Consider the following 13717-nt stretch of genomic DNA (forward strand, 5'->3'; position numbering starts at 1 on the left):
GCTTATTGCGCCTCCTTTTGGGCGAGTTCAGTGATTTTGCGAAGCCGGTGACTCAGACCGGGCTTGGAAATCGGCGGGTCAAATCGCGCGGCAAGCTCGGCCAGACTATCGGTCGGGTAGGCAAGGCGCAGCTGCACGGTTTCCCGCAGCTTGTCCGGAAAAAAGGTGTCACCCCGCCGTGCAAGTGCCGCCTGAATCGCTGCAATCTGCCGCGCCGACGCATCGGTCGCCTTGACGAGATTTGCCGTTTCGCAATTCACCTGTCGGTTAATCGTATTTCGAATATTTTTTTCGACCTTTGCCTCCATCAGCTCCAGCGCGGCGCGAGGTGCACCGATCAGCGTCAGAAAATCCTCAACGCGGGTGCTGTCTTTGAAGTACAGCACGTGGCTGTTCTGCCGCACGGTTAGCTTTGGAGAAAGCTGCAAATCAAGCATCAGACTCATCACCTCGCCACTCAGGCTTTGGTGCGCGGTCTTGATTTCCAGATGACTCTTTTTGTCTGGTCCTGCCACCGTTCCGGCCGGCAGAAACACGCCGCGCAGAAATGCTACGGCACAGCAGTCGTTTTCGAGCACATTTCGGTTCAGATGATAGGTCACATGGCTTTTATAATCATAACCCAGCCGGTCAAAAATACGGCGCAGCGCAGCCTCCTCCGTCAGGCAGAACTGAAATTTGCGCCCGATGCGCTGCGGCTGCGTGTCCACGCTGAACGCGCGGAACAGCATGGTACGGATACGACGGGCGATTGCTTCATTCTCGGTTGCAAAACGAATCTCCCGATGGGTAAATACCGTGGCATACAGCAGCACACCGTAAAGCTCCGCACGGATACAGCAGGGGCGCGTTAGTGGGACATGGCTCAATTCGGTCTTTACTTGTGCGGAAAAGGACATGAAAACGCTCCTTCTATTTGTTTCAGCGCTGATAATCGCGGTGCATGGTCACAACACCATATTCTTTGCCTCGCAGGTGCGAACTCAGCGCTTCGGTGATGGCCACCGAGCGATGCTTACCGCCCGTGCAGCCAATACCGATGACGACATTCGCCTTACCCTCCGACACATAACACGGAAGCAGAAAATCAATCAGCGAGGTCAGATGGCTCATCAGCGCATCGGCCGTGCCGCCGCGGAACACGTAGTCCCGCACATCGGGATCGGTGCCGTTTTTCTCACGCAGGCTCATTTCATAATAAGGGTTGGGCAGGAATCGCACGTCAAACACCAAATCGGCATCCGGCGGAATCCCGTATTTAAATCCAAAGGACTGCACGATAACCTCGAGCCGCCCCAAATTATCCGTGCCGGAAAAGAGGTTCAGCAGTCGTTCCCGCAACCCCGCGGCCGACAGCGAAGTGGTATCCACGACAAAATCCGCCCGGCTGCGCAACGCAGAAAGCAGCTGCCGCTCCTTTTCGATTGCGGCAGTCATGCTCTCTCCCCGTTCCATCAGCGGATGCTTGCGGCGCGTTTCTTTAAAGCGGCGAATGAGCGTCGGCGAATCCGTGTCCAGAAACAGGATGCGATAATCGCATCCCATATTTTTAATCGAATCCAACGAATCAAACAGCTGCTGAAAATCGCCGCCCGCGCGCACATCGGTCACCAGCGCGACACGCTCGTACCGTTCTGTCGCCGCCAGGCAGATTTCAGCAAAACGAGGAATCAGTGCAATCGGCAGATTGTCGACGCAGTAGTACCCCAAATCCTCCAGCGTGGCGACCGCACGGCTCTTTCCCGCGCCTGACATCCCCGAAACAATTAAAAAATACATGCTTTCCTCTGCTTTCTGTTTATCTAATGATGCGGACTTCGCATTCCAATTCTACGCCAAACTTCTCGTGCACGCGCTGTTGGACCGTTTCAATCAGCCGCAGCATATCATCACACGTCGCCCCACCGCGGTTAATCAGAAAGCCCGCATGCTTCTCCGATACCTGCGCCGCGCCGACGGCAAATCCCTTGAGACCGCATTCTTCAATCATTTGACCTGCAAAATGCCCTTGAGGCCGCTTGAAGGTTGAGCCTGCGCTTGGAAAGTTCAGTGGCTGTTTTGTACGGCGGCGCTGCGCAAAATCGTTCATTTTACTCAGAATTTCCGTCGGATCACCCGCTTGCAGTTTGAGTTCACTGCGCAGCACAATCCAATCGGGCTGTTCCCGAAAGATGCTGCTGCGATAGTCAAACCGATGCGCTTCGCCCTCCAGCAGATGCAGCTCACCCGCGGCATCCAGATACTCGGTCTGCTGAACGATTGCCTGCATCTGACCGTCATATGCGCCCGCGTTCATGAATACCGCGCCGCCCAGACTGCCCGGAATGCCGCCTGCAAATTCTGCACCGGTCAATCCCGCGTGCTGTGCGCACCGTGCCACACGGGACAGCAGCGCACCTGCCTCGGCAATCACCTTGTCCCCATCAATGTGCACCTCGTCCAAGCCTGTGGTGCACACAACCGCACTGCGCACACCGGCATCCGCCACCAGCATGTTTGAGCCGTTGCCTAGCATCAGGTACGGTAACTCCCGCTCGCGCAGACAGGCAATCGTGTACCGCAGACCTTCCTGCGTTTTGGGACTGATGAACACATCCGCCGGCCCACCGATCGCAAACGTCGTATGCTGTGCCATGCACTCATTTTCCCGCACTTCTATCTCGTGCGCCGCCTGCTGCAGCGCCAAAATCAAATCATGGTATTGTTCCATTGTTCTCCTCCGCAAGTCCAAAGGACGTATGCTATTATTATACCAAATCGCATGGCACTCTGCAATCAAAGCGCAAAAAAACAGCCGCAGGTCCAAGAAAACCCAACGGCTGTATATTTTTGAATCAATGCACCCAAACCTGCTCATTTTCGCCCTTACGCGGACGGCCAATCAGCAGCTTAATCGCATCCTGCGCCGAAGCGCCGCGATACAGCACGTCATACATCGCATCAACAATCGGCATGGAAACGCCCTGCTGCTGTGCAAGGTGATAGCCGGCCTCGGTGGCGTAATAGCCTTCTACTGTTGCGCCAACTTCGCGCATGGCTTCTTCCGCGGTCTTGCCCTGTCCAATCAGGATGCCTGCCCGACGATTACGAGAATGCATCGAGCAGCAGGTTACGATCAAGTCACCTACGCCGGAAAGACCTGCGAACGTCTCCTGATGTGCGCCAAGCTTGACGCCCAGACGCGCAATCTCAGTCAATCCGCGGGTCATGAACGCGGCCTTCGAATTATCGCCCAATCCCAGACCATCGGAGATGCCCGCGCCGAGTGCGATAATGTTCTTGAACGCGCCGCCCAGCTCTGCACCGACAATATCGGCCGAGGTGTAAACGCGGAAAAAGTTTTCATTCATGAAGGCGGCCTGCACCAACTCCGCCGCATCCCTGCTGGCCGAAGCCGCAACAATTGCGGTCGGAATGCCGCGTGCCACTTCCTCGGCATGTGTCGGCCCGGTCAGTGCGACAACAGGGTTTTTGCCCTGCATCTCGCGCTCAATGGTCTCGGAAAAGCGGCAGTAGCCGTGCTTGGAATCCAGTCCCTTGCCAACGTTTACAACAACCGTGCCCGCGGGTACAATTTCGGATAACTGCGCCGCAGTGGAGGCAACCGCAAAGCTCGGCACCGCCATCAGAACGATATCCGCATCCTTCGCGCCCGACATGTCGGTTGTGATTTCAATGTCCTCCGGAATCATTACGCCGGGCAGCAGCTTTTCATGGCAGCGCTTTTCACGCAGCATGTCGCACTCTGTCTGCAGATACGTCCACGAGCTCACCTGATGACCGTTGGTATGCAGCAAATTCGCCAATGCGATACCCCAACCGCCGGTGCCCAATACGAAAATCTTCATGTTTTGCCCTCTCTTTTCGTCTTGCTCTCATCTGTCTCAATGGTCTTTTTGCTCTTAAACGAGAACCTGTTCTCTGTTCCCGTCAGAATGCGGCCAATGTTTGCACGGTGCATAAAGATGACTGCTGCCGCCATGCCAAAGGCCATTGCCCTCAGCACCGGATCATGGTAAAAGAGATACGTTGTAATCGGAAAGCTGATTGCGCCCAGAATCGAGCCAAGCGACACCCAGCGCGTTAGAATGACCGATACGAAAAACAGACCGATTGCAATGCAGAACACGCGCCAGTCAAACAGCGCGAGCATTGTTGCGCCAACCAAGACGCCCTTGCCGCCGCGAAAGCCGAAATACAGTGGAAACATATGACCCAGAATGACAAAGATGCCGCCAATCAGTTTGCCGACCGGCCCGCCCAGCAACGCGCCAATCGCAACCGCAGCTGCGCCCTTTCCAATGTCACCCAACAGAACAAGCAGCGTTTTTTTGCCACCCATCGTGCGGTAGGAATTGGTCAGACCCGCATTGCCCGAGCCATAGTCGCGGATATCCTTACCTAACGTCAGCTTGCTTACAATGATGGCAAAACTCAGCGAACCGAGCAAATAGCCGCATATCGCGATAATGGCGAAGTTTGTTATAGTCATCTATTGTGTCACTCCCCGTATTGTCACTTTTCCTTATCGCCACGCTGACGCACGATCATGCGCACCGGCGTGCCCGTCAGGCCAAATACCTCACGCACCTGATTTTCCAGATAGCGCTGATACGAAAAATGGAACAGCCGCGCATCGTTGCAGAAGCAGACAAAGGTCGGCGGGCAGGTAGACGGCTGCGTCATATAGAAAATCTTCAGGCGGCGGCCTTTGTCCGTTGGCGGCTGCACACGTGCGGTCGCATCCGCCAGAATCGAGTTGAGCTGACCGGTCGGAATACGCATGTGGTTTTGCTCGTACACATCCTTAACCAGCTCAAACAGCTTGTCAACACGCTGACCGGTCTGCGCCGAAATGAACAACACAGGGGCATACGGCATATAAGCCAATCCCTCACGCACGCGGAGCGTGTACTCCTGCATGGTTTTTCCGTCCTTTTCCACCAAATCCCACTTGTTGACCACAATGATACTGGCCTTGCCTGCATTGTGCGCCTCGCCGGCGACCTTGGTGTCCTGCTCGGTCACGCCCTCGGTCGCGTCAATCATGATGACACAGACATCGGAACGCTCCACTGCGAGCAGCGAACGCATGACCGAATACTTTTCAATTTTCTCATCCACCTTGCTCTTCTTGCGGATACCCGCCGTGTCGATGAAGGTAAATTTACCGTGCGCGTTGTCAAGCTCGGCATCCACACTGTCTCGCGTCGTGCCGGCGATATTGGAGACAATGACGCGCTCCTCACCCAATACGCGGTTGAGCAGACTCGACTTGCCGACGTTCGGCTTGCCAATCAGCGCCACGCGGATCCGCTCATCGTCCTGTTCCCCATCCTCTTCGGGCGGGAAATAATCGTAGCACACATCAAGCAAATCGCCCACGCCGTAACCATGCAGCGCGGAAATGCCCCACGGCTCGCCCAGACCGAGGTTGTAAAATTCATAGAATTCGGCCTCTGGCTGACCGGGTCGGTCGCACTTGTTGACCGCCAGCACAATCGGCTTGCCGGAACGCTGCAGCATAGCAGCCACGTCCTGATCGGCCGCAGTGATGCCGGTACGCAAATCAGTGATAAAGATGATCACATCAGCATTAGAAATCGCCGTTTCCGCCTGAAAACGCATGAATTTCAGAATTTCATTGTCATTTGACGGCTCGATACCGCCGGTGTCAACCACCGTGAAATCACGGCCGCGCCAGTCGCTGTCTGCATACAGACGGTCACGGGTTACGCCGGGTGTATCCTCTACAATCGACAGGCGCTTGCCTGCCAGTCGGTTAAAAAGCTGACTTTTGCCTACGTTGGGTCGTCCAACGATAGCAACAATGGGTTTTGACATAAAAGTTACCTCCTTTTCGGGGGTCAGTCCTCGAATATCTTACAGAGCAGATCGGCGCCGTCTATCTCAACGGGCACAATCGGCACACCGAGTTCGACCGATACCTGCTGCGGCGTCATGTCGTCCAAGAAAACATCCCCGCCGTCGCGCAGCATATTGGCGGAGATCAGCACGCGCTCGCCCAGTTCTCGTCCCTTGAGCTGCTTTACCAAATCCTGTCCCGTCACAAGGCCGGCGACAGAGACCAGCTGCCCAAAGAAATCATTGCGAATCGCCACAACTTGTCCTCTTAAATTATCGCATTTTGCGGCCGCTTCGTCAAGCAAAAGCGCCAATGAGGGCGCGGCGGCCTGTCCGGTCGCAATGGTGAAGGGACGCGCGGTTCGACCCTTGTAATCAGGCAACGCGAGGCGGAACTCCTCCATAAAAAGCGGCAGCATGCCGATACCGTTTTCAAACTGCGTGAAATCCTCATAGTATTCGGTGTCCCGAAGCGGACGTCCCGCCTTGAGATACAGTTCATCTCCGCACCAAACCAACCGCGTGCCGAGCTCCTGCAGGCATTCGTCTGCAAAGGGTTCGACGATGTCGAGCACCTCGCCTGCGCTTTCAGACGTGGTCGGTTCGAGGGCATACAGGCCCTCACGATGGTTGGTCATACCGAACGGCACGACGGAAATCGTGCTGACCGCCGGATACAGCGCTTTAAGGTCACGAAGCGACCGGCGCAGCTCCTCGCCATCATTTAATCCCTTGCACACGACCAGCTGACAATTCATCGTGATGCCGCCTTCGGCAAAGCGGTTCATGATTTGCAGCGCCTCACCCGCCCGCTTGTTCTGCAGCATTTTGACACGCAGTTCGGGATTGGTCGTCTGCACCGAAATGTTGACAGGCGAAATGTGCATCCGCAGAATACGGTCGACATCCGCTTCGGACAGATTGGTCATGGAAATATAGTTTCCCATCAGAAAGGACATGCGCGCATCGTCATCCTTGACATATAGCGTCTCGCGCATCCCCTTGGGCAGCTGATCGATGAAACAGAACACGCATTTATTGGAACATTGCTTCATGCCATCCATCAAATAATGCTCAAACGTCAGCCCAAGCGGCTCTCCCTCGTGTTTGTGAACGGGAATGTCGCAGACCGCGCCGTCCTCGTCCTGTATCTTCAATACTAATTTTGCGTCATAAGAGTAAAATTTATAATCTAATACATCACGAATTGACGTACCATCAATTGAGAGCAATATTTGTCCCGCGCGCAGTCCCGCGCGGTCAGCCGGACTGTCTTGGTCGACCAATGTGATTTTTGACGCCATGCAAACGACCTCCTTTCCATAAAAAAAATGGAGAAAGCCAAGCGCTTTCTCCATTTTGCAAGCTTACGCTTCGGTCGATACGACCTCGCGGCCGTTGTAGTAGCCACAAGCCTTGCACATTCTGTGGGACAGCTTCATCTCGCCGCACTTAGGGCACTTGGTCATGCCGGGCAGAGAGAGCTTCCAGTGCGAGCTACGACGCTTGTCGCGGCGGGCTTTCGAAACTTTTCTCTTAGGTACTGCCATGGTGGATACACCTCCTACTCTTTCTTCTATTATCTTGCGAACGTAAAATTAGGACTGCTCGTCCCGATTGGAATCGAGCAGCGCGCGCAGCGCGGCAAAACGCGGATCCATTTGACGGCTTTCGCAGTCGCACTGGGTCACGTTTCGGTCAGCACCGCAATGGGGACAAAGACCCTTGCAGTCCTCCGCGCAGAGGTAGGTCATTTCCACCTGTAAAATAAGCGCCGGAACCAAAATATCAGCGGGGTCAACGCTGTCTTCAGTCAGCACGAAGAGATCTTCTTCCTCCTCGGCGGTTGGGTCGTCGGAAAGGATGGTGTCGGTTTCCGCAGTCAGCAGAATATCAAGCGGTTTGAGACAACGCGCACAGCACGTGGAATAAATCGTCTTGACCGTACCCTTCAGGCGCAGCACGCCGGAGTCGTTCGTCACTTCACCGGTTAGGTGCACCGGACTTTGGAATGGATGCGCTCCATAGAGCGCTTCACCGCTCAGGTCGATGGTTTCGGAAAACGGAACACTCGTGACCTTTGCACCGGTTAATTTTTTTAAATCAATCTTCATGTCAACCTCACATGGTACATGGTATAGTATACTATATCGAATCAGCGTTTGTCAACCAAAAAATGCGCAAAAACGCGTATTTTCTTTTGCAGAATTATGCGGTATACTGTTATTAGTATAGAATCAGCAAACGGAAGGAAAAACGCCTTGAAAGAATATCAAATCACAAAAAACGACAGCGGCCAACGGCTGAACAAGTTTCTCGAAAAGGCCGTTCCCCGCCTGTCCGGCGGTATGATGCACAAATATCTGCGTCTCAAGCGAATCAAAGTCAACGGCAAACGTGCAGAAGCCGCTTATAAGCTTACCGAAGGAGATGCCGTTCAGCTTTATCTGAACGACGAGTACTTTGACGATGTGCGCGAAGAAGAAGCATACCGATATATTATAACACCAAAACTCAATATCGTCTACGAGGATGCGCATATTTTGTTGGTGGATAAATCGCCCGGCATGGTGGTTCATGCCGACGAGCACGGCGATGCAAACACGCTGATTGCCAATATTCAGGCATATCTGTTTCAGTCCGGTGCATGGAAGCCGGATGACGCCGCCAGCTTCGCTCCCGCCCTGTGCAACCGAATTGACCGCAATACGGGCGGCATTGTCATTGCTGCAAAAACCGCGGAAGCGCTGCGCATCTTAAACGATAAAATTAAGGATCGGGAACTCGAAAAGAAATATCTCTGTGTTGTCCACGGCGCACCGCGTCCGGGGGCAGGAGAAATACAGAATTTTTTGCGGCGCGATGAGAAGAATAAGCAGGTCACCGTTCACGCGGCGCAAGTTCCCGGCAGCAAAACTGCGCATACGCGTTATCGCACGCTTGCCCGAAGCGGCGCACTATCGCTCGTCGAGTGCGAACTGCTGACCGGCCGCACCCATCAAATCCGTGCGCATATGGCATCCATCGGCTGTCCCCTGCTTGGTGACGGCAAGTATGGCAGCAACGAACAAAACCGCCCCTACCGTGAAAAGGGACAGGCGCTCTACTCTTATTCGCTTACCTTCCGCTTTGAAGAGGATGCAGGCGTACTGTCCTATTTAAATGATAAAACGTTTCTTGTGCGCAATATACCTTTTGTAACCAAGTATTTTCCGGGTTATACCTTTAAATAAGGGTTTCGTGGCTACGACGCGCCAATGCTCATCGCCATGTAAAAAGGCTTCCGGCAGCAATGCCGGAAGCCTTTTTCTTATGTATTGCTCGAGGGGAAATACGGCCGCAGCGTCCCTGCAACCGCACTGATCGGCATTGTCTGCAAAAGCAACTGCCCCGGTCCGGTAACCACAGTGTTGAACAGTCCCTCTCCGCCGAACAGAATATTCTTCACGCCCGGCACGGAAACGATATCAATCGAGCAGGTCTCGCTCATGGCTGCAACATAGCCGTTATCCACGACAATTTTTTGCCCCGGTGCTAACGTATATTCAACCGTATGCCCGTCAATCTCAATGAAGGCGGTTCCCTGCCCACTCAGGCGCTGCATAATGAACCCTTCTCCACCGAAAAAGCCTGCGCCAAGCTTCTTCTGAAAGAACACAGACATCTCAATCCCTGCCTCCGACGCCAGAAATGCAGCCTTCTGCACGACCATTCCGCGGCCCGGTGCGATATCCATCTTGCGAATCGTCCCTGGGAAACTGGATGCGAACGCAATCATGCCTGGACCGCCCTGCGCGGTGTAGCGATTCTGAAACAAGGCCTCCCCCGCAAACATACGACCCAGCGCTTTGCCAATTCCGCCGTTTGAGGTGGTCTCCATGCGCATGTTGGGACTCATCCAGCACATGGAGCCACGTTCGGTTATCATACTCTCGCCATTTTCCAGTTCGCAGATTACTACCGGCAATGTCTCGCCCTGAATACTATATTTCATGTCAGGTCATCCTTCCATTATGAGGCGGTTGTATCATCTGTACTGCTCGCCATGCTTGTATCAATTTTGTTATACACGACGCCCGGCTCCAGCGTCACGCCTTTGATTGCCGCAAGCTCGGATACGGTTACAAACGCATAGGTTTTATCCTCGCGCTTCTGCAGCTCGTCAATGGCAGCCAATACGCCATGCACGGTGGTGGGATACATATCATGCATCAGCACAATTGAACCGTCATGCACCATATTCAAAAGATTGGTTTTCACACTCTCTGCGTCACGTTTCTTCCAGTCGAGTGTATCAACATCCCAGTTGATAATCGGCAGACCCAGTTCCTTCATCACCGCACGCACATCGTCGTTCACCGCACCGCCGACCGGACGCATCACCGTGGGCTTTTGACCGCAGTACTGCTCAATCAGCGTGCTGTTTGAGTCCACCTCTTCACGAATGCCGTCTGCCGTCAGGCCGGTCAGTGTGCTGCTCGGATGATTCATCGTATGATTGCCGAGTTCATGCCCCTCTGCCAAATAACGCGCACAATGGGAATTGAAATCTTTCAGACGGTATCCGCACATGAAGAACGTCGCATGCACGCCGCGCTCCTTCAATCCATCAAGCAGCTCCACGGTCAGCCCATTTGAGAAATCCTTAGTCTTGCCGGTCGGTCCGTCGTCAAAGGTCAGCGCTACATAGACGTCGGCCTCCGGCACGTTTACCTCTACCGCTGTGCTCAGCTTGCTGCTAAAAGAAATCAAATAGGCTTTTTGGCTATCAAATCCATCCAGCGACTGTGAAGTATATGCAAACGCTCCTTCACCCAAATCGCTGTAGGTTTTCCCAATCATCGCACCAAACAGCTGTGCCGACACATAAAATCTATTCTTATCGGTGTCTCTATATGCCGAAATGCCGTCACCCTTTATGTGCTTTTTGGAAACCGTAGCCTTGCCGTCTTCCGTTACAGTAGATTCCAAATCCTGATATTGCACCGTCCACTTGGTCTTGCCGTCATACTCAGCCTTGCCGCCAAGCGTCGCCATTGCAGCTTCCAGCGGCACATAACGCACATTCTCGACCTCAATAACCGAATTCGTCTTTTTGTTCTGATCCTTCATTGACTCAGACTTGTCGTTCATGTACAGCTTATCCGAATCCACGCGCATCAGCACGCTGCCATCCATCAACTGCTGACGAGATGGGCCGAGCACTGTCAGTGCCTCTACTGCCGCGGCCTTCACCGCATCCTCAGTCAAATCCTTTTTGGATTTAGAAACAACAATCATATGCCCTTGTTCCGGGCCTACGAAGCCGACTTTCCATGAAAACGCTTCACAAATATCGCGAACAGGCACATAAGTCGTGCCGTCTACCATGACGGGCGCCGTCGACATTTCTTTTGATTCATCATTGATGCGCAGCGTCTTGCTTCCAACCTGCACACGAATCGTATTCTTTTTCTGTTTAATCTGTACTGTTTTTGTGACCTGTTCCCAGCCCACCTGATCATCCGCAATCCCCAGGCCCTGGCTCAGTGTGCGCAACGGAATCACCGTGCTGCCGCTTTGGTCGATAAACGGCGCCGCGCCCCCCAGATCGACAATTTCCTTGCCAATCAACGCTTTGCTGTTATATACCTGAAAAACTGCTTGATTAGCTGTGCCAACAGAACCACCGATCACGCTTTTTACCACTTTAATCCCAACAGGGATCGCCAACACGATCAAAAGTATCAGTGCAGCCAAGACGCCATAATGACTGTTGCGGCGTCTGCGGCGGCGTCTGTACCTTGATTGATATGCCATTTGTCACTCATCCTTCCGTCCATACCTTTATATTACGTTTTACATTATAGCACATGCGTGCAGCAATTGGGTTACAATCCCATTACTGCTTACGCAAACAGATCGTCATCTAAAATCTGCGCCCCCACGCCGAGCAGATGCGGTCCGGTATATGCGCCAAGTGTACTGCCAATATCGGCCTCGACCAGATTTTCATAATCCGGCATCGTTTTTTGTACGAGAGCGCGCAGCTCTTTCAATTCATCCGGCGAATTGCCGTGCGCCAATGCCAGATTAAACCGCACGCCGCGTGGTATTTTCTGTGCAATCAGGTGCACCAGTTTTTCCATCGCCTGCTTGCGCCCGCGCACCTTCGCCACATTGATGAGCTCCCCATCCTGCGCGAAGGAGAGAATCGGCTTGATTTGCAACAATGTTCCGGCAACTGCAGTGGCCTTTCCGATGCGTCCGCCCTTTTGCAGGTACTCCAATGTATCAACGCAGAACATTGCCCATGTTCTGCGAATCAGGCGTGGCAGCGCACGCAGAATTTCAGGCCAAGAGCGCCCTTCCTCAATCCAGTGCGCCGCTTGCAGCACCGTCAAGCCGGTACCGAGAGAGCCACTGCAGGTATCAAAGGAGGCCACCTCAAGACCGACCGTCTGTTCACCAATCACGCGTACCATGTTGTACGTGCCGCTCAAAACGCCCGCTAAATTAATAGCCAGCACCTTGGTGTATCCGGCAGCACGAATGCGTGCAAAAGCCGCCTCGACCGTCGCGCCGTCCGGCAACGTCGTCTTCGGAATTTCAGTTTTCAGCCGGGCGTACACTTCGCTGGCCTGAATTTCCACGCCATCCGCATATTCGCCGTCCCGAAAGATCAGTTTGAGCGGCACTACGTGAATATCATACTTCTTCAAGAGGTGCGCGGGAACATCCGCGCAAGAGTCTGTTAAAATAGCAATTTTTTGTTGATTCATTTCATTCACCTAATCAAGATCCTCACCTGCACTCCAGTTAATCAACTGGGGTGGCATAGGGCGCTCTTCATTGGGATGCGCCACCTTACATCCAAAGAAATCATACCGCTGCCCGCAGCTGTCACACTGCCACGCCGTCGCTTCTTCCTCGTCCATGATGTAAATTTCTTCGCCACACTGACAGGTCAAAATCGTCATGTCTACGCTTCCTTTTTCATGCAGGGTTTCCCCTTGCTTACTAGCAGTAATAGTATATCACAGGAACGATAAAAAGTCGAATCACATTGCGAATTTGTATCTTAAACATTCTGAATTTTAGAGAATATCGGCTTTGAGTTTCCAGTTATTCAAGTTTTTCCTATATTATCAGGGACACGATGGGTTCTTCGTATATATGACTTCATTGGCAAAAGGAGCAGAAACGCCAAAATACCGCTTAAACAATCAAATGATTATCTAAGCGGTATTAAAATTGGAGCTGTTGATCAGGATTGAACTGACGACCTCATCCTTACCAAGGATGTACTCTACCGACTGAGCTACAACAGCATATTGGCGACCCGGATGGGACTTGAACCCACGGCCTCTAGCGTGACAGGCTAGCGCTCTAACCAACTGAGCTACCGGGCCTAATATGGCAGGGGCAGTAGGGATCGAACCCACGGCACGCGGTTTTGGAGACCGCTGCTCTACCAGCTGAGCTATACCCCTATGCAAAAAAGATGGTGGGCCTTCGGGGACTTGAACCCGGGACCGACCGGTTATGAGCCGGTTGCTCTAACCAACTGAGCTAAAGGCCCACAGTTGATAGATAGCACTTTGCCGCCACGAATTAAGGTGGCGGCAAAGCCTTATCAAATATGGCTCCTCAAGTTGGACTCGAACCAACGACCCTGCGGTTAACAGCCGCATGCTCTACCAACTGAGCTATTGAGGAATATCGGACGGATCAAAGAGATCCGTCAGTGTGCGCGACGAGTTATCTTCCCGGGCCGTCACCAGCCAAGTATTGTCACCGTAAATGAGCTTAACTACTGTGTTCGGAATGGGAACAGGTGTACCCTCATCACCATAGCCACGCACTATATTGA

Annotated in this window: 14 protein-coding genes, 5 tRNA genes and 1 rRNA gene; 1 reads left to right on the forward strand and 19 read right to left on the reverse strand. The window is 53.2% G+C overall.

What is annotated here, in order from left to right; all coding sequences use genetic code 11:
* Positions 1-2: 2 nt before the first annotated feature.
* The 9 genes from whiA to QOX26_RS12295 form a co-directional block, all read right to left on the reverse strand.
* On the reverse strand, positions 3-899 hold the full coding sequence (gene whiA / locus QOX26_RS12255) for a DNA-binding protein WhiA (RefSeq protein WP_283675270.1): 897 nt from the start codon (positions 897-899) through the stop codon (positions 3-5).
* Between the two features lie 22 nt (positions 900-921).
* On the reverse strand, positions 922-1779 hold the full coding sequence (gene rapZ, locus QOX26_RS12260; protein WP_283675271.1) for an RNase adapter RapZ: 858 nt from the start codon (positions 1777-1779) through the stop codon (positions 922-924).
* 19 nt (positions 1780-1798) lie between these two features.
* Positions 1799-2710: a UDP-N-acetylmuramate dehydrogenase gene (murB, locus tag QOX26_RS12265; RefSeq protein WP_283675272.1), complete on the reverse strand. Its 912-nt coding sequence runs from the start codon at positions 2708-2710 to the stop codon at positions 1799-1801.
* A 124-nt stretch (positions 2711-2834) separates the two neighbouring features.
* Entirely contained in the window at positions 2835-3848 is a 1014-nt protein-coding gene (locus QOX26_RS12270) for an NAD(P)H-dependent glycerol-3-phosphate dehydrogenase (RefSeq protein ID WP_283675273.1), read from the reverse strand.
* Positions 3845-4492: a glycerol-3-phosphate 1-O-acyltransferase PlsY gene (gene plsY / locus QOX26_RS12275; protein WP_283675274.1), complete on the reverse strand. Its 648-nt coding sequence runs from the start codon at positions 4490-4492 to the stop codon at positions 3845-3847. The genes QOX26_RS12270 and plsY overlap by 4 nt, the downstream gene beginning before the upstream one ends.
* A gap of 23 nt (positions 4493-4515) precedes the next feature.
* Positions 4516-5844, reverse strand: coding sequence for a ribosome biogenesis GTPase Der (der, locus tag QOX26_RS12280; RefSeq protein ID WP_283675275.1), 1329 nt, complete (start codon positions 5842-5844; stop codon positions 4516-4518).
* Between the two features lie 23 nt (positions 5845-5867).
* Positions 5868-7169 (reverse strand): DUF512 domain-containing protein, encoded by a 1302-nt coding sequence (locus QOX26_RS12285; protein ID WP_283675276.1) that lies wholly within the window; start codon positions 7167-7169, stop codon positions 5868-5870.
* Positions 7170-7232: 63 nt separating this feature from the next.
* Positions 7233-7415 (reverse strand): 50S ribosomal protein L32, encoded by a 183-nt coding sequence (gene rpmF, locus QOX26_RS12290; protein ID WP_283675277.1) that lies wholly within the window; start codon positions 7413-7415, stop codon positions 7233-7235.
* Positions 7416-7463: 48 nt separating this feature from the next.
* On the reverse strand, positions 7464-7979 hold the full coding sequence (locus QOX26_RS12295) for a YceD family protein (RefSeq protein WP_283675278.1): 516 nt from the start codon (positions 7977-7979) through the stop codon (positions 7464-7466).
* A 147-nt stretch (positions 7980-8126) separates the two neighbouring features.
* Between QOX26_RS12295 and QOX26_RS12300 the strand changes: the two genes are divergently transcribed.
* Complete coding sequence (locus QOX26_RS12300) at positions 8127-9098, forward strand: RluA family pseudouridine synthase (RefSeq protein ID WP_283675279.1); 972 nt, start codon at positions 8127-8129, stop codon at positions 9096-9098.
* Positions 9099-9175: 77 nt separating this feature from the next.
* On the opposite strand, the gene QOX26_RS12305 is transcribed toward QOX26_RS12300, so the two are convergent.
* The 10 genes from QOX26_RS12305 to rrf form a co-directional block, all read right to left on the reverse strand.
* Positions 9176-9859 (reverse strand): TIGR00266 family protein, encoded by a 684-nt coding sequence (locus tag QOX26_RS12305; protein ID WP_283675280.1) that lies wholly within the window; start codon positions 9857-9859, stop codon positions 9176-9178.
* A gap of 17 nt (positions 9860-9876) precedes the next feature.
* Positions 9877-11604, reverse strand: coding sequence for a polysaccharide deacetylase family protein (locus QOX26_RS12310; RefSeq protein WP_283675281.1), 1728 nt, complete (start codon positions 11602-11604; stop codon positions 9877-9879).
* Positions 11605-11753: 149 nt separating this feature from the next.
* Complete coding sequence (locus QOX26_RS12315; RefSeq protein ID WP_283675282.1) at positions 11754-12626, reverse strand: DegV family protein; 873 nt, start codon at positions 12624-12626, stop codon at positions 11754-11756.
* 9 nt (positions 12627-12635) lie between these two features.
* Complete coding sequence (locus tag QOX26_RS12320) at positions 12636-12824, reverse strand: hypothetical protein (RefSeq protein WP_283675283.1); 189 nt, start codon at positions 12822-12824, stop codon at positions 12636-12638.
* A 275-nt stretch (positions 12825-13099) separates the two neighbouring features.
* Positions 13100-13175: transfer RNA gene (locus QOX26_RS12325), tRNA-Thr, on the reverse strand.
* Between the two features lie 4 nt (positions 13176-13179).
* Positions 13180-13256: transfer RNA gene (locus QOX26_RS12330), tRNA-Asp, on the reverse strand.
* A 5-nt stretch (positions 13257-13261) separates the two neighbouring features.
* Positions 13262-13337: transfer RNA gene (locus QOX26_RS12335), tRNA-Trp, on the reverse strand.
* A gap of 12 nt (positions 13338-13349) precedes the next feature.
* Positions 13350-13426 (reverse strand) — tRNA-Ile (locus tag QOX26_RS12340).
* Between the two features lie 61 nt (positions 13427-13487).
* A tRNA-Asn gene (locus tag QOX26_RS12345) sits at positions 13488-13563 on the reverse strand.
* Between the two features lie 29 nt (positions 13564-13592).
* A 5S ribosomal RNA gene (gene rrf / locus QOX26_RS12350) occupies positions 13593-13709 on the reverse strand.
* Positions 13710-13717 lie beyond the last annotated feature (8 nt).

The sequence above is a fragment of the Butyricicoccus sp. Marseille-Q5471 genome, from assembly GCF_951230135.1.
Classification (GTDB): Bacteria; Bacillota; Clostridia; order Oscillospirales; family Butyricicoccaceae; genus Agathobaculum.

Bases quoted from the DNA above. Each gene is read 5' to 3' on its own strand.
- plsY (WP_283675274.1), bottom strand. From the start codon at position 4,492: ATGACTATAACAAACTTCGCCATTATCGCGATATGCGGCTATTTGCTC.
- rapZ (WP_283675271.1), bottom strand. From the start codon at position 1,779: ATGTATTTTTTAATTGTTTCGGGGATGTCAGGCGCGGGAAAGAGCCGT.
- QOX26_RS12295 (WP_283675278.1), bottom strand. From the start codon at position 7,979: ATGAAGATTGATTTAAAAAAATTAACCGGTGCAAAGGTCACGAGTGTT.
- murB (WP_283675272.1), bottom strand. From the start codon at position 2,710: ATGGAACAATACCATGATTTGATTTTGGCGCTGCAGCAGGCGGCGCAC.
- QOX26_RS12305 (WP_283675280.1), bottom strand. From the start codon at position 9,859: ATGAAATATAGTATTCAGGGCGAGACATTGCCGGTAGTAATCTGCGAA.
- QOX26_RS12285 (WP_283675276.1), bottom strand. From the start codon at position 7,169: ATGGCGTCAAAAATCACATTGGTCGACCAAGACAGTCCGGCTGACCGC.
- whiA (WP_283675270.1), bottom strand. From the start codon at position 899: ATGTCCTTTTCCGCACAAGTAAAGACCGAATTGAGCCATGTCCCACTA.
- rpmF (WP_283675277.1), bottom strand. From the start codon at position 7,415: ATGGCAGTACCTAAGAGAAAAGTTTCGAAAGCCCGCCGCGACAAGCGT.
- QOX26_RS12320 (WP_283675283.1), bottom strand. From the start codon at position 12,824: ATGACGATTTTGACCTGTCAGTGTGGCGAAGAAATTTACATCATGGAC.
- QOX26_RS12270 (WP_283675273.1), bottom strand. From the start codon at position 3,848: ATGAAGATTTTCGTATTGGGCACCGGCGGTTGGGGTATCGCATTGGCG.
- QOX26_RS12315 (WP_283675282.1), bottom strand. From the start codon at position 12,626: ATGAATCAACAAAAAATTGCTATTTTAACAGACTCTTGCGCGGATGTT.
- der (WP_283675275.1), bottom strand. From the start codon at position 5,844: ATGTCAAAACCCATTGTTGCTATCGTTGGACGACCCAACGTAGGCAAA.